This window comes from Nonomuraea sp. NPDC052116 (assembly GCF_040680035.1).
In the GTDB taxonomy this organism is placed as follows: Bacteria; Actinomycetota; Actinomycetes; order Streptosporangiales; family Streptosporangiaceae; genus Nonomuraea; species Nonomuraea angiospora_A.
In genome coordinates, this window is sequence record NZ_JBFAWA010000007.1 from 392095 (window position 1) to 416769 (window position 24675).

Below are 24675 nucleotides of genomic sequence, written 5' to 3' on the forward strand. Positions count from 1 at the left end.
GGCGACCTCACGTTCCGGGAAGTTGTCTCGTCTGTCCGGGTGAGGGCGGAAACGATCGAGGAGCAGGCGACACCATGACCACCCCATCCGAGCCAGGGCTCGACCCGAGCCTGAGCGTGATCATGAGCGAGCGGCGTCAGCTGATCAATCTCGCCTACCGCCTCCTCGGCTCCCTTGCCGACGCGGAAGATGTCGTCCAGGAGGCCTGCGCCCGCTGGTACGCCATGACCCCGCAGCAGCAGCAGGCCATCAACTCCCCCGGCGCCTGGCTGACGAAGGTGGCCGGCCGCATCTGCCTCGATGTGCTCGGCTCGGCACGCGCGCGGCGCGAGCGCTATGTGGGCGAATGGATCCCCGAGCCGCTGCCCGACCGTACGGAGTGGATCAGCGCGCGGCCGGGCGGCGCCATGACCGACCCCGCCGACCGGATCACCCTCGACGAGTCGATCAACATGGCCTTCCTGGTCGTGCTCGAGTCGATGACCCCGGCCGAGCGCGTGGCGTTCATCCTGCACGACGTCTTCCGCTACTCCTTCGCCGAAGTGGCGGAGATCGTCGGCCGTACGCCGGTGGCGTGCCGCCAGCTGGCCTCCTCGGCACGCCGTCGTCTTCGCGAGGCACAGGCTCCCGCGGCTCCGGCGGCCCGGCCCGGCATCGTCGGCGACTTCAAGCGGGCATGGGAAGCCAAGGACATCAAAGCCCTCATCGGCCTCCTCGACCCCGACGCCACGGCGGTCATCGACGGCGGCGGCCTCGTCAGCGCCGGCCTCCACCCGATCGAAGGCAGCGAGCAGATCGCCCGCTACCTCCTCGCCATCGCCGGAATGTCCCCCGGCCTGACGATCCTGGAGCGTACGGTCAACGGTCAGCCCGGTCTGGTGGCCCAGCTAGACGGCGTGACGGTGACGGTGGCGGCGTTCGACGTCACGGGCGACCGGATCAAGCACATCTGGGCGGTACGCAACCCCGAGAAGCTCCGGCCCTGGACGGCGCAGCCACAGCCTTAGGACCCGCTCATCCGGTGTGCTCCAGGAAGGCGCGAACCTCCCCGGCCTCCGGAACGCCGAGCTCCTCGTACAGGCCGAGGGCCACCCGTCCATGCTCGCAGGCCTGCTCCGCCCGCCCGAGCGCGAGGTGCGCGCGGGCCAGCCCGTCGTGAGCACGCGCCTGCTCCGGGCGGTTGCGGGCCAGGTCGGCGAGCACGAGCGCGGCCGTGTGCTCCCCGACCGCCCAGGCCGGGTCGTCCGCCGCCTCGGCCAGCCCGTTGAGCGCGGCCGCCTCGTCGGTGGTGTTGCCGAGCCTGCGGTAGAGGGCCGCGGCCTGTTCGTGGCGGGTGCGGGCCTGGGCGAGCTCGCCCTGGTGCCGGAGGACGACGCCGAGGTGGTTGAGGATCATCGCCTCCCCTGCCGGGTTGCCGACCTTGCGGTGCAGCGCCAGTGCCAGGTCGAGATGGCGCCGGGCCTCCTCCGGGCGGCCGGCCCGGTCGAGGGCCAAGGCGAGGATGCCGAGCACGTTGGCCTCGCCCCAGGTGTCGGCGCCGATCCGGGTGAGGTCGAGCGCCTGCTCCAGGTACTGCTCCGCCTGCTCGTCCTGGCGCCGGCGCAGGGCCACGTTGCCCAGGGTGAGCAGTGCCCGAGCGCGTTCGTAGGCCTCCTCACACGCGTCGAGGGCCTGGTGGGCGTGCTCCTCCGCGCGCTCGTACTCGCCGAGCCGCCAGTACGTCCACGCCAGGTCGGCGAGCGCCCGCTCCTCGAACTCGCGGTGGCCGAACTTGCGGCTGCGCTGCAGCGCCAGGGTGTGCAGCGTGAGCGCGTCGTCGTGGTGCGCCTGCCGGTCGAGGAGGGGGCGCATCGTCAGAGCCAGCATGCCGACGCAGATCTCGGGCCCGTGGACGGCGGTCGCGATGATGTTGGAGCGTTCGGCGTCGAGCCAGGCGATCGCCTCCGCGGCGTCCCGGATGGGCGCGATCGGTGCGGCCGGCTGGGGGATGCCCTCCCGCTGGCCGACGCTGTACGGGTAGAGCCGGTCCATCGCCGCCCGAGCGCGGTGCAGGTAGTAGGTGAGCAGTCGCAGGACCTCGCCGTCGTCCTCGGCGATCGAGCGCGCGTGCTCGCGGAGCAGGTCGTGGAAGGTGTAGCGGCCCGGTTCGAACTGCAGGAGCATGTGGGCGTCGAGGAGGCCTTCCAGGAGCTCCTCCGCCTCGTCCTCCGGGATGCCCGCCAGCGCCGCCGCTCCGCAGGCGTCGATGTCGCGCCCCGGCGCCAGCCCGAGCAGGCGGAACATGCGCTGCTCGGCCTCGTCGAGCTGCTCATATGACACAGTGAAGGCCGCCGACACCCCGTCCAGGAGCCGGCGATGGTCCCGCAGCCGCCCCGCCAGGTAGGACACGGTCCACCGCGGACGGTGCTGGAGGCGGGCGGCCGAGATCCGGATGGCGAGCGGGAGATGCCCGCACAGCTGCAGCACCTCGCGTACGGCCTCCGGCTCACGGCCGGCGCGTTCGCCCACGATCCGCTCGAACAGCTCGGCGGCGTCCTGCTCGCCCAGCACGTCGACCGAGAGCGCGTGGGCGCCGTCCAGGTCGACCAGGCGCCGCCGGCTGGTGATCAGGACGAGGGTGTCGGAGTGTCCCGGCAGCAGGGGACGTACGTGCTCGGCGTCGAGAACGTTGTCCAGCACGGCGAGCGCGCGGCGATCGGCCAGCTCGGCGCGCCAGAGGGCGCTCCGCTCGACCAGCGTGACCGGGATGCGGTCGGCGGGCACCCCGAGCTGGCGCAGCAGGGCCTCCAGCGCGGCGGCGGCGTCGAGCGGCTCCCGGCCCGCGGTGTGGGCCTGCAGGTCGATGAAGAGCCGGCCGTCGGGATAGCGGGCGGCCAGCCGATGGGCCACGTGTACGGCGAGCGTGGTCTTGCCGATCCCGGCCATGCCGTCGATCGTGACGACCGCCGGCCCGTGCTGCTCGCCCACCTCTCCTATCAGCCGGTCCAGCTCGCTGGTACGTCCGGAGAAATCGGGAATGTCGTACGGCAGGAACGTGGAGCGACGCGGCGGACCCGCGACCACCGGCGCCGCGCCGGCCAGACGCAACGCCGGATCGTCCGCCAGGACTGCCCGCTCCAGCTCGATGAAGGCGTGCCCGGGATCCAGCCCCTGCTCGTCCGCCAGAGCCGTACGGTACGAACGCGCCGCGGCCAGGGCGTCGGCCTGCCGCCCCGCCCGGTGCAGGGCCAGGACGAGGTGGCCGTTGAGCTTCTCGCGGAGCGGGTTGGCGGTCACCTGGGCGGCGAGCTCGTCGAGCAGCTCGCCGTGCCGCCCGGCGGCGAGCTCGCCCTCCACCAGGCGTTCGTAGACCGACAGCCGCCGGTCGTTCCAGAGCTCGCGGACGCCGGTGACGTAATGCGCGTGCACGTCCTCCAGCGCCTCGCCGCCCCACAGCTCCAGGGCCTTGCGCAGCTCACCCGCGGCTGCCAGCTCGGTGAACTCCTGCGCGTCGACCTGCCCGGACTCCGGCTGCGCGACATAGCCGCCGGCACGCGTCTCGAGGAGATTCACGGCCCCCGCTCCGCGCAGCACCTTGCGGATCGCGGTGATCGAGGCATGGATCTGCGACCGGGCGGTGTCGGGCTGGTCGTAGCCCCACATCGCGTCGATCAGCCGCTCGATGCTGATCACCCGGCCGGCGTTGAGCAGAAGGTAGGCCAGCACAGCCCGGTGACGTGGGGCGATGCCCGTCAGCGGCGCGCCGTCGACGATCATCTGGACGGGGCCGAGAAGAGTGAATCGCAGCATTTCGTCCCCCATCACCTTCGCATCGTGCACGCATCGCGAATGTATCAACCTGGGCAGACACTCTGATCTCACACGAACCGCGACAGAGGAGAACACGATGGAAGCCCGGATGAAGAACCCCGCCACGCTCATCCCCGCCGCGATGCAGCCGATCATGCAGGTGATGAAGGCCGCTCAGTCGCAGGGCCTCCCCCAGGAGCTCATGGAGATGATCCACCTGCGGGTCAGCCAGATCAACCGCTGCAGCTTCTGCGTCGACGCCGGCCTGAAGAACCTGCGCAAGCTCGGCGAGAGCGACGACCGCATCGGCCTGATCGCCGCCTGGCGCGAGGCTCCGTACTACACCGACGCCGAGCGGGCCGCCCTGGAGCTGGCCGAGGCCTCGACCCGGCTGGCCGACCGCGACGACGCCGTCTCCGACGAGATCTGGAACAACGCCGCCGACCACTTCGACGAGCAGCAGCTGGCCTCGATCCTGCTGATGACCGCCGTCACCAACCTCTTCAACCGCCTGAACGCCCCGATCCGGCAGGTCGCCGGCACCTGGTAAGCCCCCTGCTCACACGTACAGAAGGAGACACCGACATGTCCGCCGTCCGCTCGCACCGCTACTCCGTCCCCGAGGCCGACCTGGAGGAGTTCCTGGCCCGCCGCAGGTCGCTGATCGCGACTGTCCGGAAGGGTCACCCCGGGCTCACCCGCACCGTGCTGATCCGGCTCGACGACGACACGTACACCGACACCTGGCACTGGGAGAGCGCCGAGCAGCTGGGCGCCGCGCTCGCCGCCCTGCCCACCTTCCCGGAGGCGCCGCTGACCATGTCCCTCACCAAGGACGCCACCGCCCTGAACGGCCTGCTCGTCGACGAGCACTGAGCCGCGCTCCGGCTCGCCCACTGACGAGGAGTCCACCACGTGTCCAACTCGGCCGGCACCTCATCCACGACGACGAACCGCTCGAACCGCTCGTACCGTGACGTGCTGCGCGACAAGCGCGTGGCCGGGCTGCTGCTCGGCGACCTGCTGGCCAACATCAGCACGGGCATGATCCTCGTGGCCATGCCCGTGCAGACCCTGCGCATCCACGGGGACATACCTCCGGCGATCGCCGTCGGGATGGTGGAGGCGGCCCCGTTCGTCCTGTCCACGATCCTGGCGCTCGGCATCGGCCTGGGCCGGGTCCGGACACCGCCCCGCACCCTGCTGCTCGCCGACTGCGTGCTGCGGGCGCTGACCTTCACCGGCCTGGGCCTGGCCGCGGTGACCGACCGGCTCAGCCTGCCCGTACTGGTCAGCGGGCTGCTGCTGGGCGCGGCCTTCCGGATGGCCGGTGCCAGCGGTCGTCGTCTGCTCGTCACCTCGATGGCGAGCGAGTCGGAACGGTACGGCGTCAACGGACTGCTGGGCCTGAACAGCAACGTCGCACTCTACGTCCTGGGCCCTGTGGCCGGCGGGCTCATGGTGGCGGCCGATGGACCGGGCGCGGTGCTGTTCGTCGACGCGTGCGGTGCACTGCTCCTGATGGCCTGCGTACTGCGCTGGGCACCACGGGCGGGGTCGGAGCCACAGTCACGACCGCGATCGGAGCCGCCGTCGCGGTCAAAGCCAAAGTCGAAACCGCGGCCGGAGCCGCAGTCGAAGTCTGAGCGGTCGGAGTCGCCGCCGCTGGGGTCGGAGCGGTCAGAGCCGCGATCGGAGTCGCAGTCGCGGTCGAGGCCACAGCCGAAGCCATGGCGAGAGTCGCAGTCGGAGTCGCAGTCGCGGTTGGAATCACCGCCGGAGCCACGGTCGGAGGCGGAACCGTGGTCGGAGCAGTCAGAGCCGGACCGGTCAGAGCGGGGTCGATCAGAGCCGGACCGGTCAGAGCCGCAGTCCGAGCCGCAGTCGCGGTCGGAGCCGTGGCCGGAGTCGGAGTCACCGCCGGAGTCGCGGTTGGAATCACCGTCGGAGGAGTCCACCCACGCGCGGCAGGACGAGTCGGGCTGGCGCGTCCTGCGCCGCCGCCCCGTGGCGGCCCGGCTGCTGGTCGTGGTGTTCTTCTTCAACTTCCTCTACATGCCGGTCGAGGTAGCACTCCCCCTGTACGTCCAGGGCACCCTGCACAGCGGCGCGTCCGGCCTCGGCCTGCTCTGGAGCGCCCTGGGCGTCGGCGCGATCGCGGGTGCCGCCCTGGTCAACCTGATGCGCGGCCTCCCCCAGCGCCATCTGCTCATCACGATCATCGGCCTGTGGGCACTCTGCCCGATCGCCCTGGCCGCCGCGGACAACCTGACCGCCGCGATGATCGTGTTCGCCCTGGGCGGCCTGGTCTGGGCGCCGTTCACCCCCGTCGCGTACAGCTTCCTACAGTCAGACCTGCGGCCCAGCGAACAGCAGCCGGTGGTGACACTCTGGACGACGGGGTCAACAATCGCGGCCCCACTGGGCCTCGTGGCCGGCGGCCCGCTCATCCAACTGACCGGCACGGACACGGGCCTGGTCGTCTCGGGCCTCCTCACCCTGCTCCTGGTGCCGCTCGCAGCCGCAACCGTCCTAACCCGCGGCCAGACCGCTGTCGAGACCAGCCGAAGAGCTCCCGGCACCACCACCCACCAATAACGGCATCTGGCGCGTACGCCAACCCGACTTGACGAGGCCGACCGCAGAGACCCCGTCACCACCATCCGCCGATAGCCACTTCAGACGGGTACGCCAACCAGGTTTGCCAAGGCCAACCGCAAAACCCCGGCACCACCACCCGCCAATAATTACTTCAGACGCGTAGACCAACCCAGCTCGCCAAGGCCAATCACAAAGACCCCAGCACCACCACCCAGCAACAACCGCGTCCGGCGCGGACGCTAACCCGGCCTGACGAGACCGGCTTCGTAGGCGGCGATGACGAGTTGGGCGCGGTCTCGGGCCTGCAGCTTGGCCAGCAAGCGGCCGATGTGCGTCTTCACGGTCCCGGGGCTCAGCTGGAGCTGGATGCTGAGCTCGGCGTTAGACAGACCGTGGGCGATGAGGGTGAGCACCTCCCGCTCCCGATCCGTCAGGTTGCCGAGCCCGTGAAAGACCCGCTGTGCCGGCCGCCGTACGAACTCCGCGATCAATCGCGTGGTGACACTGGGCGCAAGCAACGTCTCGCCCGACGCGACCACCCGGATCGCCCTCAGGAGATCGTCAGGGGGCGCATCCTTGAGCAGGAACCCGCTGGCGCCCGCACGCAACGCCGCGTAAACGTACTCATCGAGGTCGAACGTGGTCAGAATGAGTACTCGGGTATCCCCGGCGATCTGCTGGGTCGCGGCGATGCCGTCCATCTCCGGCATCCTGACGTCCATGAGCACCACATCGGGTGACTCCGTCCGCGCGAGTGCCACCGCCTGGCGTCCGTCGGCCGCCTCCCCGACCACGACGAGATCGTCCTCCGAGTCGATCAGCAAACGGAAGCTGCCACGCAGCAGTGCCTGATCGTCGGCGACGAGCACTCGAATCAAGAGATCCCCCACAACACACCCACCACGAGCAGGCTCAACACCAGGTCCGCTGACGCTCTGCCCAGTTCTCTGCCTCCCACATTGCGCCACTCAACACCACGGACACCGGCTCCCGGGCCGCGATCTTGATATCAGACACTCCCGCATCCATCCATCCCCGTCGCGCGAAACCACCGACCTCGAACGACGTCGCCGGCCAGCTGGTAAAGCCCCATACCTTCCCGGAGAGGCGGAGTCGTACACGAAAATCTCCCGCAACCGGCCGCCCACGATGTCGCATCGGCCGCACGACCACACCAGCAGCGGGAGCGCACCAGCAACATGATCGCACCGACCACGAGACTGCGCCGACCACAGGATCGCACTGGCCACGAGGCACGCCAGCCACCGAACCGCACCGACCACAGGACCGCACGGACCACGGGACCCCGCCGAGCGCAGGACCGCCCACGGGACCGCAGCGCACTACCCACGGGATCGCGCCGACCATGAGGGCACGTCGATCGCGGGGCCGCATCGGCCACGCGGCGGCCAGCGGCGGGGGCGTGTGGTCGCGGGCCGTCGTGTCGCGTCGAGGTCTCGGGGTGCCGCGCGGCCGGAGTGAGTCACGTAGGTCACGGGATCTCCCATGATGTGTGTACGCCGAACCCACCCCCCGGCAGAGGTCCGGCCTCGAAGGTGCCGCCGTACAACATGGCCCGTTCCCGCATCCCCGCGAGACCGTGCCCGCCCTCCTTGCCCGGCAGCACTCGCTGCCCCGGCCCGTCGTCGACCACCGAGATCTTCAACAACCCGTCGGCGACCGACACGCCGGCCCGGCAATGGGCGGGAGCGGCGTGCCTGACGACGTTGGTGATCGCCTCCTGAACGATGCGATAGACGGACAGCCCCATGCTGTCGGGCACGGTTCCGCTCACCGAGAGCTCGACCTGCACACCGGCCTCCGCCGCGCGTTGTGCCAGGGACGGCAGATCGGCGAGGCCGGGGAGCGGCGTGCTCTCGGGTGCGCTGCTGGACGAACGCAGGGCGCCGAGCAACTGGCGCATCTCCACGAGCGAGCCGCGCCCGATCTGCTCGATGGCACGTAACGCCTCGCGCCCTTCCTCCGGATGCTTGTCCAGGACCTTGGCCGCCACCCCCGCCTTGACGGTGATCATGCTCAGCGAATGGGCGACGACGTCGTGCAACTCGCGGGCGATCCGCAGGCGCTCGTCGACCACCGCCTTCTCGGCCTGCATCTTGGCCTCGCGCGCGGCGGACATTCGGCGGGTGCGCGCCGCCGTACCGAGACTCCAGCCGGCTCCCACGACCAGCCAGGCCGCCCCGACGATGAAGACGGGATCCGGCCAGCCGTTCACTCGCGGTACGCCCATCACCGAGGTCAGCAGAGCGCCTCCGGTGACGAGCAGGCCCAGCACGAGGGCGATCGCCGATCGCCGCACCGGTTGGGTGGCCGACACCAGGTAAATGGTCAAGGCCACTACCCCGACCATCATCAGCCGATTCACCTGTACCGTGAGCAGAAGGAGGCCGGCCAGGAGCGCAGCGTAGTATGCGGGCACCGGCCAGATCCGCCGCACCGCCACGGGCACCGCGAGCAGCCAGCAGATCAGCACCGACGCGGTGCTCACCGCCAGGCCCTCCGGATCCGTCGTGGACCCCAGCGCGAGCAGCACCGCGACCACGGTGTCGGCGAGAACGAGCAGCCAGTGCGGGGGCCGCCGGACGAGCAGGTTCACGGCTCGACGCTATCGAGGAACGACCGCGAGCGAATCGGAGCACGAGCCGTCAGACCAGGGTCGTACTCAGCCGTCGAAAACCCGGGCCCTGTGACCCTGATCCGACCGCCAAGACCGGACCTGGCTCCGATGCGCGCACCCACCACCGTCCCGGATCGTTGGCGCCATGAATCGACGCACAGCCATCGCCGTGTGCCTCGCCGCCTGTCTCGCCGTGTCGCTGGGTGGCATCGCGCTGGCCTCGGCGCAGGCTCATCGCCTCGTCTGGAAGGAGTGCGGTGACGGCCTGCGCTGCGCCGACCTTGTCGTTCCCGTGGACTGGGGCGATCCGGGCGGGCCGAAGACTTCGGTGCACGTGGCCAAGCTACCCGCGACAGGCAGGAGCACGGGCCCACTGATCATCAACCTGGGAGGCCCCAGCACCAGCACGGCGATGTTCAGGCCGAAAAACGCTGCCGAAGCCCCGCCGGAATGGCCCATCCTGCTCAAGCAACTGCGCAGCCGGTTCGACGTCGTCGCCATCGATCCGCGCGGGATGTCCGAGCCCGGCAGCAGCGGCAAGAGGGTGAGCTGCGCGGAGCCCGAGGCCTCCATTTACGGATTGATCAGCGCGCGGGCGAAGCAGGACTGGGACGCCCACGCCGCCCAGAACGCGGCTCATCAGGCGAGCTGCCGTAAGGCGGCAGGGGCGGCATGGCGCGGAATGACGGCCTGGAACGTGGCACACGACCTCGACGCGCTGCGCGCCGCGCTTGGCCAGGACAAGCTCGTCTACGCGGGCAACTCCTACGGCACTGTCTACGCCCAGGCCTATCTGGAGCTGTTCCCGCAGCGGGTCGGCCGGATGTATTTGGACGGGACCGCCGATCACACCCAGCAGGAGTTCGAGCCCTGGTTGCGCAACTACGCGCGGACCCAGGAGCGACATCTCACCCGCTTCCGTGACTGGTGCGCCCGCCGTACGGACTGCGCCCTGCACGGCAGAGATGCGGGCAAGGCATGGGACGAACTGGTCGCAAGGGTGCGCCGCGCGCCACTGCCGGCGTCGGCCGGCAGGACGGTGCACGAGGGACAGCTGTACGCGGGCGCGGTCAAAGGCATGAACCCGGCATACTGGCCGCGATTCGCGACTGCCATCCGAAAGGCCCTCGACGGCGACGCCGCCGGCTTTCTCACCGAGCTCGCACCGGATCAGGGCGGCTCGTCCGTGAGCCAGGACTCCCTGTGCAACGACTTCATGCCGAAGCTGCCGACGTACGAGGAGTTCCAAGGCATCGAGGCCAGGCTTCGTGAGATCGCGCCGAGGTTCGGCTGGATCGAGGGACGCTTCGAGCTCGGGCGGTGCTGGGGGCGCAGCGGGGGCGCGTCCTGGGCGCCGCACCCGTTGCGGGTGAAGGACGTTCCACCGATCCTCTTCGCGATCGGGGAGCTCGACAACAACACCAACTACCTCGGGCAGCAGCACGTGGCGGAGCAGATTCCGTCCGCGCAGGTCCTGTGGCACGGCGACGGCCACGCGGCGTGGGCCGCCAACACCTGCCTGCGGCGGCATGTCCTCGCCTACCTGACCGCAGGGGCGCTGCCCGCGCGGGGAACGCGCTGCCCGGCCGAGCGGATTCAACGGGTGGGGAAATGATCGAAGTCATAGATCTGACGAAGGTGTACGGTTCCACGCGGGCGGTCTCGGGGCTGACGTTCGACGTCAAAGCCGGACAGGTCACGGGCTTTCTCGGCCACAACGGGGCCGGCAAGTCCACCACCATGCGAGTGATCCTCGGGCTTCACGCGCCCACATCAGGCAAGGCGTTGATCAACGGCGTCCGCAAGCGCGACCTCCATGACCCCATGCGTGAGGTCGGTGCCATGCTCGATGCCACCGAGGTGCAGGGCGGGCGCAGCGCGTTCGATCATCTCCAGGCGCTGGCGCATGCCGGCGGGATCGCGCGCCGCAGAGTCGTAGCGGTTCTCGAGGAGGTCGGCCTGGCCGGCGCGGCACGCAGGCGGATCGCCGGGTTCTCCCAGGGGATGCGCCAGCGCCTCGGCATCGCGGCGGCACTGCTCGGCGATCCGGGAGTGCTCATTCTTGACGAGCCGGTCAACGGCCTCGATCCCGACGGCATCCGCTGGCTCAGGACGCTGCTGAGATCTCTGGCGGCCGAGGGGCGGACCGTCCTCCTGTCGAGCCATCTGATGACTGAGATGTCCCTCACCGCCGACCGGCTCATCATCATCGGCCGCGGCCAGCTGATCGAGGACACCACGATGGCGGAGCTGCTGACCCGCTTCCAAGGCGACGTTTCGGTCCGATCGCCCCACGCGGCCCGCTTGACCGGGGCACTCGAAGCGGCGGGAGCAACCGTACGCCGCGCCCAGGCATCCGGCGCGAGCACACCCTCGACTTCTCCCCCCTGGGCCGAAGGAGAGCTGCTGGTGACCGGCTTGTCCGCAGCCGCCATAGGTGATGTCGCCCTGGCGAACGGCTGCGCCATCCACGAATTGGCGCCTCGCCAGGCGTCGCTGGAAGAGGCCTTCATGGAGATAACCCAATGATCAACGTCGTCGCATCGGAATGGCTCAAGCTGCGCTCGCTCCGATCCACCTACTACGTCCTGGCCTCCACGCTCTCGGCCGTGGCACTCACCGGCTTCGCCGCCCTCTCGATCTCGCGCTACTTCGACACCAAGGGTCCCGGCGGCGAACCCGTCGGCACGGGGCTCACCTTCAGCGCCGACATTCCCCCCGTGCTCTTCGGCATGCTGGGTGTGCTCGCCATCTCCGGCGAGTACAGCACCGGCATGATCAGGCTGACGTTGACCACGCTCCGGCGCCCGTGGATCCTGCTCCTGGCCAAGGCCGCCGTGGTGGCCACCGTGGCCGCGATCACGGGTCAGGTGCTGGCGTTCGCCACCTACTTCACCGCGCAGGCGGTGGTGGGCGGACGCCCGATCGGCGCCTCGTTCTCCGAACCGACCGCCCTGTCCGAGGTGCTGTCGACAGGCGCAGGTTCCGCCGTCGCAGCGGTGATGGGGTTGTGCCTGGCCACGATTCTTCGTTCGACACCGGGAGCACTCATCGCACTGGTCGCCTTCCTGACGGCCCCGACCGTGATCGAGCGCTTTCTCCCCGCCCCTTGGAACGACTGGACAAGCTCTCTGACGATCCCCTCATTGACGAGGCAGTTAGCCGGTGTCCCCGACTCCGGCGCCTTCGCCCCTTCGTCGGCCAGCGCCATCCTCGCCGGTTATGTCACGATTTTCCTCGTCGCAGCAGCCCTGGCAATCACCCGTCGCGACGCCTGACCACGAACTGACCCGCGCGGATGGCGTTCCACGACGGTACGGCGGCTGCGGCCCTCTGGCACACGGGCCCCCTGCACCTCAGCCGCCTCCGATCGTTCGCTTCCGCCGCCTCCGTCGCTTGCACCTCGCAGCCTCAGGCCTTTCACATCGGGTCAACTTCGTCGCTTACACCTCGCCAGCGTCGGCCTTTCACCAGGAGGCACCTCCGCCGCTTACACCTTGCCAGCCTCGATCTTGCACCTCGGGTCGACTTCGCCGCTTGCGCCTCGCCAGCGCGGATCTTGCACCTCAGGGTGCCTCCGCCCCTTGCACCTCGACCGCCTCGGGATCTCCGTAGTATGCGCCGAAGATCCAACACACTCGTCCCAGCGCGCCCGGGCCGAAATTGCACTCGGACAGGGCTTTGCGTCACTGGAAGTGACCTGCGTCAACGCTCCAGTTCGGGGCTTATGGTCGCTATCCGAGCCCGGACCGTGATGGCGTCCTCGACCGTGGCGTGGCGCGCCATCACACACGTCGCGACGGCACACGTGCTCACCCGGCCCTCCTGGGCGGCCCACCTGCGCCTCACCGTGCGCTTCTCGGACGCTTTGCGCACGCTGCTCACCACCGGCTAACACGCGCTGCTCGAGCTGGGCCCGGGCCGTACCTTCAGCGGCCTGGCCCGGCAGCACGCGGTCCCCGGCTGCACCTCAGCTATTCGGCGTTGCTAACCCGCCTACGGCTACGAGATCGCGGTGTGGCTGCGGGAGCAGCTGTAAGGGCCGTGTCAGGACGGCAACGGTCCGGTATCAGAGCGGTCGGCGATCGTAAAGGCCATGAACGGTTGAACGCCTGCCCGCCCAACCGATTCCCAACAGTTTTGAAGGAGCGCACCACCATGGCCATCACCCTCACCGACCAGGACAAGCTCACCCTTCGGACCGCCGCGTGGGGCGCCGTCTCCCTGATGTCCGCCGCCGGCGCCGCCGGCTCGGCCCACAAGGTCGCCACCGAGGGCTCCATCGCCCTGACCTCCGCCACCGGCCCCGTCGGACACGTGCTCACCAAGGCGCCCAAGGGCGTCAAGTACGGCAAGACCGTCGCTGCCCTCGCCGACCAGGTGTTGCCGGCGCTGACCGCGTCCATGAACCTGCTCAGGCAGCAGGACCCGGCCGAGGCCGACAACTTCCGCGGCACCGTCATGGTCGCCGTCGAAGCCTCCACCGGAAATCACCAGGGCCGGCCCAGCCCCACCCTGACCGACATGGCCCGCAAGATCACCGCGGCCCTCGACGCCGCCTGACGGGCTGCTTCATCCCCATCGACTCCGGGAGGAACCATGAGAACTATCTTCGGCGTACCAAACCGCAGCAAGGTCTTGCGGCGAGCGGCGGTCACGGCGCTGGCGGCCGCACTGCTGGCCGGGGCGGCCACCCCCGCCGCGGCTACCGCACAGGACCGTCCGGAGCTGCATAAAGCCATCCAGGAGTGGATCGACGACGGTTTCGCCGGGATGCAGATGCGCGTCCACGACGAGCGCGGCGACTGGGTGGGCAGCGCCGGGGTGCGCAAGCTGGGCGAGAGCGCCAAGCCGCCGACGAACGGGCGCTACTGGATCGGCAGCACCACCAAGACCTTCATGGCGACCGTGGTGCTGCAGTTGGTGGCCGAGGGCAGGGTCGGGCTGGACGCTTCGGTGGCCGGCTACCTGCCCGACCTGGGCCTGGACCCGCGGATCACCGTGCGGATGATGTTGCAGCACACCAGCGGGTTGTTCAACTACACCGGCGACGCCTACGACGACGGCGTATGGGTGCCGGGCCTGCCCTCCGTGGGCAAGGAGTGGGTGGACAACCGGTTCAAGTCCTACCAGCCGGAGGAACTGGTACGGTTCGCGCTGTCCAAGCCTGCCAAGTTCGCGCCGGGGACGAGCTGGGGCTACGCCAACACCAACTACACCCTCGCCCTGCTGCTGATCGAGAAGGTCACCGGCCGCCCGTACGCCGAGGAGATGCAGCGCCGGATCCTGGGACCGCTACGGCTGACGGGCACCTCGGTGCCGGGCAACCGGCCGGACCTCCCCGGACCACACGCGCACGGCTACTACCGGTACGAGGACGCCGGCCAGTGGAAGGTGGTCGACGTCACCCGCCAGAATCCCTCTCTGCTGGCCGGCGCCGGCAACATGATCTCGACCACCAAGGACGTGCAGACGTTCATGTCCGCGCTGGTGAGCGGCAGGCTCCTGCCGGCCGCGCTGCTGACCGAGATGAGCACGCCAGACCCGAGGAGCGCCGGCCTCTTCGGCAGCTACGGCCTGGGACTGTACGTGCTGGACACCGGCCCGGACTGCGCCGGCATCGTCCTCAACCACGACGGCAGCCCTCCCGGGGGCTACGGATCGCTGATGTACAGCACGCCCGACGGCAGCAAGATCCTTACCGCCTCGCTGACCTCCGGAGACACCGCGGTCGACACGGCGACGGTGTTCCCCAAGGCGTTGAACAGGCTCATCAACGAGGTGTTCTGCGACGGCCGTCAGGTCAAGTAGCCGAACCGGGCCACGCCGCGCTCACCGAGCTCGGCGTGGCCCGCCTGCATGGCCCGCCTGCATGGCCCGCCTGCATGGCCGCCCGAGAACGTGGTCATCCAATGCCGGGCCGTCCGCCAGTGCCGCAGCACGCGGACCCGCCCCCGTCAACCGCTGCCCTTGTGCCGCACGCCGACCTCGTCCGTCCAGGTCCGCGGCGGATTTCGCGCCCGCGCCGCACGCTGGCCTCGTCCGTCCAGACCCGCGGCGGATTTCACGCCTCATGACGCGGGACCTACAGCCGCATGATCTGGCCAGCCCTCGGTGTGGCGCAGGCCTGGTGGTCCGGGCGGCGTTGGAGGTGGCGGCGGGTGGCCTCGCCGACCTCGCCAGCGGCGTATGGCGGGTGTCGCCGACCTCGCCACCGGCGTACATGCGGGCGAGTTCGGCGCTCTGTACGGCGAGCACCTCCCTGCGGAGTTGCGCGTAGTCGCTGGTAACCATTTCGGGCTCGGTCCGCAGAGTGATTCCGAACGAGATCCGGCGGTTAGACCTTTCGTGCCAGGTCACGATGGGTGAAGTGCCTGCCGCTGGGGACCGGGTTTCGGTCAGGGGATGAGTCCGGCACGGCCCGACTCGATAACCAGCGACGACGCGTTTTCTCAGGTCGGGTTGCTCTGCTGGTCAGGCAAATGATGTTCGGCGGATATTACGGCAGCCCCACCTCGGTCCCTCACCTCAGCCAACTCCATCTCTTCACCTCATCCGCTTCCGTCGTTTACACCTCAACAGCCGCAGGCCTTTCGTCTCCCTCTTGCACTTCAGCCTGCCGGCACGGGGGCGAAGTGCCGGGCCGTTGACCTGCCGGAGAAGCCGCCGGCGCCATCCGCAGGGTAAGGGCGCGTCGTTCAGTGGGGTGCTAGCGGTACTTGTTGAGGGCTGTGGCGACGAGCTTGGCGGCGCGGTCGGCGGTGCCGAATCCGGAGCGTCGGGCTCTGACGGTTATGGTCACCTCGACGTTCGACAGTCGGAAGGAGATCTTGGTCTCGTAGACTCGCCACGGCCAGTTGGGCACCTGCCGGGTATAGCTGAACGCCTCATCGCCGACCTTCGGCCCCGTGCGGATCTTGGTCTTTTCGTTGCGCTTCGGCTCGTCCTTCATGTACTTGACCATCTGATCATGGGTCAAGTTGGCCGCGGAGGCGCTCGGCAAGCGGAACGCCATGATGTTCAGGTTGGAAGCGTCCCTATTTGACCAGGAGCAGGTGGTGTCGGTCAGGAACTGGCGCTTCATCGGGCCGCCGAACAGCGAGCGCGTCTGGGCGCTGGTCAGCAGATCGCATGCCTCGAAGTCGCGGGAGATGACCGGGGTGGCCTCCGGCGACGAGCCGAACGTCGGCCGCGGGGAATAGGTATAGCTGACGGGGGGCGCGAGCATGGCGCCGAGTACGCGGATGACGTTCGGGAACAGGTACGGCACGACCACCACCCCCGCCGCCACGACCAGCACCACCGCGAGCAGGGCCCCCACGACGACCTGGATGCGGCGACGCCGGCGCGGGCGGCTGCCCGGTACGGTCCGCGTCCGTGGCGAAGTCGGGACGTCCGTCGTCTCGCCCCGCGAGAGGGCCCTCAACCAGCCGGCCACCTCGTCCGGGGAGCAGCGACGTACCGGGTCCTTCTCCAGGATCGCTGCCAGCACGGGTGCCAGCGGGCCGGCCAGCCGGAAGGGGGCGGGCTCCTGCATCAGCACGGCGGCCAGGACCGCGGCCTCGTTCGGGCGGGGGAACGGCGGGCCGCCCTCCACCGCCGTGAAGAGCGTGGCGCCGAGCGACCACAGGTCGGCGAGCGGGCCGTCGGCCTCGCCGCGCAGGCGCTCCGGGGCGATGTAGCCGGGCGAGCCGGTCAGCATCCCCGTCTGCGTCAGCCCGGTGTCCCCGGCGATCGTCGCGATGCCGAAGTCGGTGAGCAGCACCCGCCCGTCGTCGGGGAGCAGGACGTTGGCGGGTTTGACGTCCCGGTGCAGGATGCCGGACGCGTGCGCGGCACCCAGGGCGTCGAGCATCTGCATGCCGATCTCGGCTACGCGGTGCGGCGGCAGCGGGCCGTCGTCGCGTACGACCCGGTCGAGGGAGCGGCCGCGCACCAACTCCATGATGATCCACGGCCGGCCGTCATCCAGGACCACGTCGTGCACGGTGACGATGGACGGGTGGGAGCGCAGCGTCGCCGCGGCGCGCGCTTCCCGAAGTGTGCGTTCGGCCAGCTCGGCACGCGACGCCTCGTCGAGATCCGACGGGAGCCGGACCTCCTTGATGGCCACTTCCTGTCTGAGGAGTTCGTCCATCGCCCGCCAGACGGTGCCCATACCGCCCTGGCCGAGCTGCGAAAGCAGCCGATAACGGCCCGCGAGCAACGTCACCGTGCCATTACCGACGTCTCGGACTCCGCGACCATTCGTCGCCTCCTGTCGATATCTGGCTCAGCACGGGCACATCAGATAGTAAGCGAACGGATCGTGAGCGTCAGGGAATGTCGATCAAAGGTCACCCGACACCTTTGGATATTTGGCTCAGGCCGCTCTCAGCCTTCCTGGGGTACCTGGCTCCAGACGGTCGCGGCCGACGCCGACATCGCGGTGCTCGCGATGCAGGCGGCGTTCGCGGCGTTTGCGACGTTTGCGACGTTCGGTGCTCTCGATGCTCGTTCGGTGCTCGCGGTGCTCCCTTACCTTCACGGCGTTCGGTGCTTGCGGTGTTCACGGCGATCGGTGCTCGCGGTGTTCACGGCACTCTCAGCGCCGGCAGTGCCAGCGTCTGGCTCGATGGGCAAGGGGGCCGCGCCGACGTGCCCGCGCTGCGGCGGCTCGGCCCTGGTCTGCGTACCTTTCAGCATGTTTACCAGTGGTGGGCGCCGTGGAGCTGGCCGCGGACCGCGCCGTCGGGGAACTCAGAGGTGTGCAGGTTGGCGTACCAGTTCTTCGGGTTCTTCTTGATTCCGTTGAGGACGCTGGTGTCCTTGACGCGGACGGAGCCGGAGCTCGTGTTGCCGCGGGTGGTGCCGTTGGACAGCAGGTCGATGACGACGGGGCCGTTCGTGCCGGCCTTGCCCCGGTGAATGTGGAAGGCGGTGGGCTTGGCGACCTTCTTCCACTGGACGAAGTAGTAGAGGCGGTTGCCCTTGATGCGGAACTTCGCGGCCGCCAGGCCGTTCCGGTCGTTGACCTTCTTGCCGGCCTCCGGCACCTCGTTCTTGCCGAGAAGAACTGCGGTGAAGTAGTACGTCTTGGCCGCGCTGGCCACCTTTGCGTTGGCCGCCTTGGCGCTGGTGAACGTGGCGGGGGCGGCGTTGGCCGGTGCCGAGGTGACGGCCAGGGCCGCGGTCGAGGCCAGCGCCGCGATGGCCGCGCCGGCCACCGCACGCCGCCACTGGATACGCCCGTTGCTGATCTGCTCGAAAGTGTTCATGGGTGCCTGCCTTCGGTTGGTCTTACGGATCTCTTCGGACAGGGCAGGACGTTAGTGAGGTGGCGTCCGACGTTCTGTGGACAAATCCGCATAAGGCGTTGGGGTGATCAGTGTCACAAAGCCCGAGGCGGACAGACCAAAACCCGGTGCCGATCTCGTGCAGGGCTCAGGCGAGCGACGGCCGGTGAGGGGCGGGCGAAAGCTGGCGACGGGCAGGTGAAGGCCCGCGACGGGCGTGCCAAGGCCGGTAGACGGCGGGTGAAGCCTGGCGACGGGCGGGTGACGGCTGGGGGCGAGCGGGTGGCATCTGGGGACAGGCGGGCGAAGGTTGCGACGGGCGGGTGTGAAGGGGGGACGGTATTTGGCTTGGCGTGGGTGGGGTGCTGAGTGGTGTGGTTTTGGGGTGAAGCTGGTTTGGGTTGTATGTGGGTTACTGGGTGACGTCGAGTTCTGCGCGCATGCCCATGGCGTAGTGACCCGGGAAGTTGCAGATCAGCTCGTACCGTCCAGGCTGCAGGGTCAGTGTCGCCCAGCCTGCGGACCCGGGGGCGATGCCTCCGCCCTCGCCTGCGGCGCAGTTGTGGGATGCCTCGCCGGCGGAGCCCGTCTCGCTTACGCGGCTGTCGGCTCCGATCGGCTGCTTCCCGATGGGCTTACCCGCCGCGAGCGGCAGTACGACCACCTCGTGGGCCAGGGTGCCGGTGTTGGAGGCACGGAGAGACACGGTGCCTGCCGTGACTTTGGCCGGCTTCACGGTCAGGCGCATGGGTGCTGCGCCGGCTGTGTCGGTCAGGTCGACGTCCACCACCTTGCCCGGTAGCGGTGGAGGGGTGCATTCTTGGGCGCGCCGCGACCCGGCCGCCTGCCCCGTTGGCGTCGATGTGCCGGTGAACAGTTGCCCTGCCGCCGTCAGTGTGCCGGTGGACAACTGCCCTATGGCTGTCGGTGTGTGGGTGAACAGTTGCTCTGTGGCCGTTGGTGTGCCGGTGGACGGCCCTCCTGCGGCAGTTAGCGTGCCGGTGGGCAGTTGGCCTGTGGCTGTTGGTGTGCCGGTGAGCAGTGCGGCTGTTATGGCGACTGCTGCGGTGCCTGCGGACCAGACGTCGTGAGGCCTCATCGGGCTCACCCCCCGAGTGCGCGTGTGCTCACCCGTCTCCCGCGTCATGGTCGAGCTCGACCGGCGAGCGTCCCTCTTCCAGAGTACGCGTGGCGCACCCACCAGGACTCGCGCGAGCCCATCAAGCGCCGCGCGGCCTCGCGTGAGCGGCGCATCCTCGTACCCAGGCGGGTCTGACTGCGTTCGTGGCGTGGTGCGGCAGGGTGAGGAGCGGGGTGGAGGTGATCAGCGTGGGAGCCGCCGGCGGCATTGCTGTGACCCTCGTCGGTGCTCCTCTTCCGGGTGAGTGCCGGGCCGGCCGGAGCCGGCTGCCTGATGAGACAGGGATCGGAAAGGGTGGGTTGAAGACGTAAGCGGCGGATGTTGAAAGTTTCAGCCACCATGTGGCCGTCGTCGCAGATGGGCGGGATGCGCGGGTCGCGGTGATTGAGGTCCCGCGGTTGCGATGCCTACGGTGCTGGGGTCCGCACACGTGATCCCGTCAAGGAGTCCGTCATGCGCGCCCGTGTCGTACCTGCCCTGATTCTGGCCCTGATCGCCCTCATCGTCAGCGCTCCCGAGGCACGCGCTCAGGTGCTCGGGGGTTTCGACTTCGCCAGGGCGGAGGTATCCGTCACGGGGCTGCAGGTGCCGTGGGGGTTGGCGTTCCTGCCGGACGGCAGCGCGCTGGTCTCCGAGCGGAACACCGGGCGGATCCTCCAGGTACGGCCCGGCCAGACGCCCACCCAGGTCGCCACCGTGAACGGGGTGAGCGCTTCCGGTGAGAGCGGCCTGCTCGGCATCGCGGCCAGGGACGGCTGGGTGTACGCGTACTTCACCAGCACCGCCGGGGACAACCGCCTGGTCAGGTTCCAGTTGAGCGCCCCTCAGACGCAGACGGTGATCTTCTCTGGCGTCCCGAGCGCCACCATCCACGACGGCGGCCGCCTGGCGTTCGGCCCGGACGGCATGCTCTACCTGAGCACCGGCGACGCCGGCAACACCAGCAACGCCCAGAACCTCAACAGCCCCGCCGGCAAGATCCTGCGCATGACGGCCACTGGCGGGGTGCCTTCGGACAATCCGTTCACGGGATCCCGCGTCTGGAGCTACGGCCACCGCAACGTGCAGGGCCTGGCCTGGGACTCCCAAGGCAGGATGTACGCCAGCGAATTCGGCCAGAACACCTGGGACGAGATCAACCAGATCGTCGCGGGCGGCAACTACGGCTGGCCCACCTGCGAAGGCAACTGCGGCAACTCCTCCTTCCGCAACCCCATCGTCACCTGGACGACCGCCGAGGCGTCGCCGAGCGGGCTCGCGTACGCCAACAACACGCTCTTCGCCGCGGCGCTGGGCGGCCGGCGCCTCTGGACGGTGCCGCTGACCGGCAGCGGCACTCCCGGCACGCCGGTGGCCGAGTTCCAGTCCGTGTACGGACGCCTCCGCGCGGTCGCGCTCGGGCCCGACGGCTGGCTCTGGGTGACGACCAGCAACCGGGACGGCCGCGGCACACCGGTTGCCCAGGACGACCGCATCATCCGCATTCCGCCCGCCACGAGCGGAACCGACACCACCCCACCGACCGCCCCCGGCAACCTGGCCGCCTCCGCGACCACCTCCACCGGCACCACGCTGACGTGGACCGCCTCGACCGACAACGTCGGCGTGACCGGCTACGACGTCCTGCGCGCGCCGGGCTCCTCCGGCGGCACCTTCGCGCAGGTGGGCACCGCGGCGACCGCCTCGTACACCGACACCGGGCTGACCGCCGCCACCACCTACCGCTACCAGGTACGCGCCCGCGACGCGGCGAGCAATTTGTCGCCGGTGTCCAACACGGTCACGGTCACCACCGGTCCGGGCGGCACCACCGGCGGATGCACGGCCACGCCGACCACCCAGACCCAGTGGAGCACCGGCTACGTGATCCAGCCGGTCACGGTCGCCAACACCGGCACCGCCACGACCACGGGCTGGACGGTGACGTTCACACTGCCCAGCGGGCACGCCGTCACCGGCTCCTGGAACGCCACGCTGACCGTCAGCGGCCAGACCGTCACGGTCAGGAACGCCGCTCACAACGGCACGCTCGCGCCCGGTCAGAGCACGACGTTCGGTTTCCAGGCCAGCCGCCCCAACGGCGACACCCAGACTCCTTCCGCCTATCGGTGCACGAGTCCCTGATCTGGGCGCCCGTTTCGCTGGGGCGAGCCGGCCGGCGGGGCCGCGTCATCGGCGGTCGCCGCTGATGGTGGCCTCGGGGAGTGACCAAAGATGTAGAGCCGTACATCGATCGATGTACGGCTCATTTCGCCCAACGGGACGACAGGGAGCAGCCACCGCGCCACCAGGCTTGATGGTGTGACCAGACGTATCGACGCACTTGACGTGTTACGGGGCGTGGCCATCATGGGCACGCTCGGCACGAACATCTGGATCTTCACCGCGCCCGGCGGGTCCGCCGAGTTCCTTCAGTTCGGGGGCGGCGCCGGTGTGGTGGAGACGTTCCTGCGCTTTCTGTCCAACGGCAAGTTCCTCGGGCTGTTGACCCTGCTCTTCGGTGTCGGCCTGGAGCTGCAGTACCGCAGCGCGGTCCGGCGCGGGCTGACGTGGCCGGGCAGGTATCTCTGGCGCGCGACACTGCTGTTCGTCGAGGGGGCGCTGCACTACGTCCTGGTCTTCGAGTTCGACGTGCTGATGGGGTACGCGATCACCTCCATGATCGTGGCGTACCTGGTGGGCAGGAGCCACCGCGCGGTCACCGCCTGGATGGTCGCCGCGGGAGCGGTGCACGTCGCCATGGTTACCCTGATCACGGCAGCCCTGATGCTGGGGCCGACGGGTGGCGGCACCCCGATCTACCCCCAGGACGGCTGGCTCGACCAGGTCGCCTTCCGTCTGCGGCATGTCGCCGTCTTCCGTGCGGAGCTGGTGTTCATCGTCCCCATGGGCATCGTGCTGTTCCTGCTCGGCGCCCGCCTGCTGCGCGCCGGCGTCTTCGAGGAGGACGGCGCCGGTCTGCGGAGGAAGCTGATCGTCGTCGGCCTCGGCGTCGGTGTGCCGCTGAACCTGGCCACCTCCTTCGCGGGGCCGGCCTGGTTCGCCGTCGACCGCTATCTCGTGGCGCCGCTGGTCGCCCTGGGTCTGCTGGGGCTGATCACCTCGATCGTGCTCGGCATGCATGGTGCGCCGGGGGTGCTCAGGAGGGGGATCACGGAGGTCGGGCGTATGGCGCTGTCCTGCTACGTCTTCCAGAACCTGGCGGCCAGTGTCCTCTGTTATGGCTGGGGTCTGGGGCTGGCGGATCGGTTCGATGGGTTGCGGCCGTGGTGGGTGCCGGTGGCGTGGGCCGGGATCTGCGTGCTGTTCATGGTGCTGTCGTCGTTGTGGCTGCGCCGGTTCAGTCGCGGGCCGCTGGAGCTGGCATGGCAATGGGCCTACCAGGCACCGGTTCTGACGCGACGCTCGTGACAGAGCTGCGGCCAGGCTCGGGCGACGGGCCGAGGCGGCTGGCGGCCGGGGTGACAGGGGTCGGCTGGTGGTCGGAGGCGGCTGGCGGCACGGGGCGGCGGACGGTCGCCGGACGACTGGCAGCCGGGGCGGCTGGAGGGGGTGGGGAGACCGTACGCTGGGTCGCGAGTCCGGGACAGGGAGGTGAGCGGAGGATGCGCTACCGGCGAGCGGTGGAGAGGCTGCGGCAGCTCGCCCAGGCCTGCGAGCAGACCCGCCGCGTGCCGGCGGACGAACCCTTCCTGCGCGCCGCGCACGTCTTCGGCGACCTGCTCACGGGCGCCGACCCCGTCGATCACCTCGAGATCGTCCTGGTGCTGAACCTCCCGCCGGAGGAGGTGACCTGGGGCTCCCAGCCACCCGGCACCGCGTGGCTGGTCGATTTCCTCCGGCTGGACCAGGGCGGGGTCGCGTACTGGTGGCGCTCCCATCTGGATCCGGTGGAGAACCATCGCATCCACGACCCGGTGCGGTTCTGGTCGCTGGACGGGCCCGAGCAGGACGTGCTCGACGCGCTGGCCGAGCGCCGCTTCGACCGGGTGCGTGAGGTGACGTCCCGGCCTCAGGAGGAGCCCGCCCAGGTCGCCGGGGAGTTGCGGGCGGCGCTGGACCATCTGCGTGCCGTACGCGACTCGTACTGGGACCGGCAGTGGCGGCGACGGCACCGCAGCCTGGGGCGCTACCCCGAGCACCATCTGTGGGAGGCCGTACAGGGTTATCTGGACCTTCTCGAAGCGCACGAAAACGGGCACGAGCGCGAGGAAAATCGATTGCCGCCGGAATCCGCGGAGAGCTAGGGTCGCGATCACCATCTCGTGACGGAGGAGTTGCTTTTATGCGTGTCGATGAGCTGACCGTCTCGGTACATCAGCCATCACACGTAAGGACTCACGATCTTGGATCTGCCACGTAGCTTCACCATCCGGGAGAGCAGCCACCGGATCATCAACGCGTTCACCCCTGAGAAGCTGGCCACGCTCGGCGCGGCGATCGGGCTGCGGCCCGGAGCCACCGTGCTCGATCTGTGCTGCGGCAAGGGTGAGATGTTGTGCACCTGGTCCCGCGATCACGGGATCACCGGCGCCGGGGTCGACATCAGCACCGTCTTCCTCGCCGCCGCCCGCGAGCGGGCCGCCGAGCTCGGCGTCGGCGAGCGGGTGACGTTCACGCACGGGGACGCCTCCACGTACGTGGCCGGCGAGCCGGTCGATGTCGCGGCGTGCGTGGGCGCGACGTGGATCGGCGGCGGGACCGCCGGCACGGTCGCGCTGCTGGAGCGCAGCCTGCGCCCGGGCGGCACGATGCTGATCGGCGAGGTGTTCTGGCGGGCCGAACCGCCCAGCCAGGAGGCCGTCGAGGCGTGCCACGCGACCTCGCGCGACGACTTCGGGACGCTGCCCGACCTCTTCGAGCTGTTCGACGGGCTCGGGTATGACGTCGTCGAGATGGTGCTCGCCGACGAGGACAGCTGGGACCGGTACGTCGCCGCCCAGTGGCGCAACCTGCGTACCTGGCTGGACGCCAACCCCGACGACGAGCTCGCGCCCGAACTGCGCGCCGAGCTGTCGCGCGAGCCGATGCGTTACGTCCGCTTCCAGCGGCGCCTGCTCGGCTGGGGCGTGTTCGCCCTCATGAAGCGCTGAGCTCCGCGGTGGTCAGGCCCGGCCTGTTCAAGCCGGGCCTGATGCCAGCAGCAGCCCGGTGGCGGGCCCGGAGACGAGGTGCGGGCGCCGCGACGGCGCGGCCCTGGTCGCCGGTGCGGGTGTGAGGATGTCAGTCAC

General features: G+C 69.6%; 20 protein-coding genes. 14 read left to right on the top strand and 6 right to left on the bottom strand.

Annotated elements, in window-relative coordinates:
* The first annotated feature begins 74 nt into the window (after positions 1 to 74).
* The gene (gene sigJ / locus AB0L65_RS16645) at positions 75 to 1007 is read left to right on the top strand and encodes an RNA polymerase sigma factor SigJ (protein ID WP_364245728.1); all 933 of its coding nucleotides are present in this window, start codon (positions 75 to 77) and stop codon (positions 1005 to 1007) included.
* A 7-nt stretch (positions 1008 to 1014) separates the two neighbouring features.
* Here sigJ and AB0L65_RS16650 read toward each other — a convergent pair whose 3' ends face one another.
* Positions 1015 to 3789 (bottom strand): BTAD domain-containing putative transcriptional regulator, encoded by a 2775-nt coding sequence (locus AB0L65_RS16650; protein WP_364245731.1) that lies wholly within the window; start codon positions 3787 to 3789, stop codon positions 1015 to 1017.
* Positions 3790 to 3886: 97 nt separating this feature from the next.
* On the opposite strand from AB0L65_RS16650, the gene AB0L65_RS16655 reads away from it, so the two are divergent.
* Genes AB0L65_RS16655 through AB0L65_RS16665 form a run of 3 tightly spaced genes read left to right on the top strand, consistent with a single transcriptional unit; the run spans position 3887 to position 6387 of the window.
* Positions 3887 to 4339: a carboxymuconolactone decarboxylase family protein gene (locus AB0L65_RS16655; RefSeq protein ID WP_364245733.1), complete on the top strand. Its 453-nt coding sequence runs from the start codon at positions 3887 to 3889 to the stop codon at positions 4337 to 4339.
* A gap of 35 nt (positions 4340 to 4374) precedes the next feature.
* Positions 4375 to 4665, top strand: coding sequence for a hypothetical protein (locus AB0L65_RS16660; RefSeq protein WP_364245736.1), 291 nt, complete (start codon positions 4375 to 4377; stop codon positions 4663 to 4665).
* 39 nt (positions 4666 to 4704) lie between these two features.
* Positions 4705 to 6387, top strand: coding sequence for an MFS transporter (locus AB0L65_RS16665; protein WP_364245739.1), 1683 nt, complete (start codon positions 4705 to 4707; stop codon positions 6385 to 6387).
* Positions 6388 to 6629: 242 nt separating this feature from the next.
* Here the strand turns inward: AB0L65_RS16665 and AB0L65_RS16670 are convergent, their stop codons facing one another.
* The gene (locus AB0L65_RS16670; RefSeq protein WP_364245742.1) at positions 6630 to 7268 is read right to left on the bottom strand and encodes a response regulator transcription factor; all 639 of its coding nucleotides are present in this window, start codon (positions 7266 to 7268) and stop codon (positions 6630 to 6632) included.
* A gap of 614 nt (positions 7269 to 7882) precedes the next feature.
* The gene (locus AB0L65_RS16675; RefSeq protein WP_364245744.1) at positions 7883 to 9007 is read right to left on the bottom strand and encodes a sensor histidine kinase; all 1125 of its coding nucleotides are present in this window, start codon (positions 9005 to 9007) and stop codon (positions 7883 to 7885) included.
* 166 nt (positions 9008 to 9173) lie between these two features.
* Here AB0L65_RS16675 and AB0L65_RS16680 point away from each other — a divergent pair, with 166 nt between their 5' ends.
* The 6 genes from AB0L65_RS16680 (at position 9174) to AB0L65_RS16705 (ending at position 14839) form a co-directional block, all read left to right on the top strand.
* Entirely contained in the window at positions 9174 to 10643 is a 1470-nt protein-coding gene (locus AB0L65_RS16680; RefSeq protein WP_364245746.1) for an alpha/beta fold hydrolase, read from the top strand.
* Positions 10640 to 11557 carry an ATP-binding cassette domain-containing protein gene (locus AB0L65_RS16685; RefSeq protein ID WP_364245749.1) on the top strand — a complete coding sequence of 306 codons (918 nt, stop codon included), beginning with the start codon at positions 10640 to 10642 and terminating at the stop codon, positions 11555 to 11557. Before AB0L65_RS16680 ends, AB0L65_RS16685 begins: the two co-directional genes overlap by 4 nt.
* Positions 11554 to 12306, top strand: a complete 753-nt coding sequence (locus AB0L65_RS16690) for a hypothetical protein (protein WP_364245751.1) — start codon at positions 11554 to 11556, stop codon at positions 12304 to 12306. Before AB0L65_RS16685 ends, AB0L65_RS16690 begins: the two co-directional genes overlap by 4 nt.
* Before the next feature lie 476 nt (positions 12307 to 12782).
* Entirely contained in the window at positions 12783 to 12923 is a 141-nt protein-coding gene (locus tag AB0L65_RS16695) for a hypothetical protein (protein WP_364245754.1), read from the top strand.
* A gap of 263 nt (positions 12924 to 13186) precedes the next feature.
* Positions 13187 to 13591, top strand: a complete 405-nt coding sequence (locus tag AB0L65_RS16700; protein ID WP_364245757.1) for a hypothetical protein — start codon at positions 13187 to 13189, stop codon at positions 13589 to 13591.
* A gap of 36 nt (positions 13592 to 13627) precedes the next feature.
* Positions 13628 to 14839, top strand: a complete 1212-nt coding sequence (locus AB0L65_RS16705; protein ID WP_364245760.1) for a serine hydrolase domain-containing protein — start codon at positions 13628 to 13630, stop codon at positions 14837 to 14839.
* A gap of 898 nt (positions 14840 to 15737) precedes the next feature.
* Here AB0L65_RS16705 and AB0L65_RS16710 read toward each other — a convergent pair.
* The 3 genes from AB0L65_RS16710 to AB0L65_RS16720 form a co-directional block, all read right to left on the bottom strand.
* Positions 15738 to 17240: a serine/threonine-protein kinase gene (locus AB0L65_RS16710; RefSeq protein ID WP_364245763.1), complete on the bottom strand. Its 1503-nt coding sequence runs from the start codon at positions 17238 to 17240 to the stop codon at positions 15738 to 15740.
* Positions 17241 to 17715: 475 nt separating this feature from the next.
* Complete coding sequence (locus tag AB0L65_RS16715) at positions 17716 to 18285, bottom strand: CHRD domain-containing protein (protein WP_364245766.1); 570 nt, start codon at positions 18283 to 18285, stop codon at positions 17716 to 17718.
* Positions 18286 to 18715: 430 nt separating this feature from the next.
* Positions 18716 to 19090 carry a plastocyanin/azurin family copper-binding protein gene (locus AB0L65_RS16720; RefSeq protein WP_364245769.1) on the bottom strand — a complete coding sequence of 125 codons (375 nt, stop codon included), beginning with the start codon at positions 19088 to 19090 and terminating at the stop codon, positions 18716 to 18718.
* An 807-nt stretch (positions 19091 to 19897) separates the two neighbouring features.
* Between AB0L65_RS16720 and AB0L65_RS16725 the strand changes: the two genes are divergently transcribed.
* The 4 genes from AB0L65_RS16725 (at position 19898) to AB0L65_RS16740 (ending at position 24537) form a co-directional block, all read left to right on the top strand.
* A complete protein-coding gene (locus tag AB0L65_RS16725; protein ID WP_364245772.1) occupies positions 19898 to 21568 on the top strand; it encodes a PQQ-dependent sugar dehydrogenase in 1671 nt (556 codons plus the stop codon).
* A gap of 177 nt (positions 21569 to 21745) precedes the next feature.
* Complete coding sequence (locus AB0L65_RS16730) at positions 21746 to 22855, top strand: DUF418 domain-containing protein (RefSeq protein ID WP_364245775.1); 1110 nt, start codon at positions 21746 to 21748, stop codon at positions 22853 to 22855.
* 194 nt (positions 22856 to 23049) lie between these two features.
* On the top strand, positions 23050 to 23691 hold the full coding sequence (locus tag AB0L65_RS16735; RefSeq protein ID WP_364245777.1) for a hypothetical protein: 642 nt from the start codon (positions 23050 to 23052) through the stop codon (positions 23689 to 23691).
* 99 nt (positions 23692 to 23790) lie between these two features.
* Positions 23791 to 24537, top strand: coding sequence for a class I SAM-dependent methyltransferase (locus AB0L65_RS16740; protein WP_364245780.1), 747 nt, complete (start codon positions 23791 to 23793; stop codon positions 24535 to 24537).
* Positions 24538 to 24675 lie beyond the last annotated feature (138 nt).

Coding starts and splice junctions, on each gene's coding strand:
- sigJ (WP_364245728.1), top strand. CDS start 75: ATGACCACCCCATCCGAGCCAGGGCTCGACCCGAGCCTGAGCGTGATC.
- AB0L65_RS16650 (WP_364245731.1), bottom strand. CDS start 3,789: ATGCTGCGATTCACTCTTCTCGGCCCCGTCCAGATGATCGTCGACGGC.
- AB0L65_RS16655 (WP_364245733.1), top strand. CDS start 3,887: ATGGAAGCCCGGATGAAGAACCCCGCCACGCTCATCCCCGCCGCGATG.
- AB0L65_RS16660 (WP_364245736.1), top strand. CDS start 4,375: ATGTCCGCCGTCCGCTCGCACCGCTACTCCGTCCCCGAGGCCGACCTG.
- AB0L65_RS16680 (WP_364245746.1), top strand. CDS start 9,174: ATGAATCGACGCACAGCCATCGCCGTGTGCCTCGCCGCCTGTCTCGCC.
- AB0L65_RS16685 (WP_364245749.1), top strand. CDS start 10,640: ATGATCGAAGTCATAGATCTGACGAAGGTGTACGGTTCCACGCGGGCG.
- AB0L65_RS16690 (WP_364245751.1), top strand. CDS start 11,554: ATGATCAACGTCGTCGCATCGGAATGGCTCAAGCTGCGCTCGCTCCGA.
- AB0L65_RS16695 (WP_364245754.1), top strand. CDS start 12,783: ATGGCGTCCTCGACCGTGGCGTGGCGCGCCATCACACACGTCGCGACG.
- AB0L65_RS16700 (WP_364245757.1), top strand. CDS start 13,187: ATGGCCATCACCCTCACCGACCAGGACAAGCTCACCCTTCGGACCGCC.
- AB0L65_RS16705 (WP_364245760.1), top strand. CDS start 13,628: ATGAGAACTATCTTCGGCGTACCAAACCGCAGCAAGGTCTTGCGGCGA.
- AB0L65_RS16715 (WP_364245766.1), bottom strand. CDS start 18,285: ATGAACACTTTCGAGCAGATCAGCAACGGGCGTATCCAGTGGCGGCGT.
- AB0L65_RS16725 (WP_364245772.1), top strand. CDS start 19,898: ATGCGCGCCCGTGTCGTACCTGCCCTGATTCTGGCCCTGATCGCCCTC.
- AB0L65_RS16735 (WP_364245777.1), top strand. CDS start 23,050: ATGCGCTACCGGCGAGCGGTGGAGAGGCTGCGGCAGCTCGCCCAGGCC.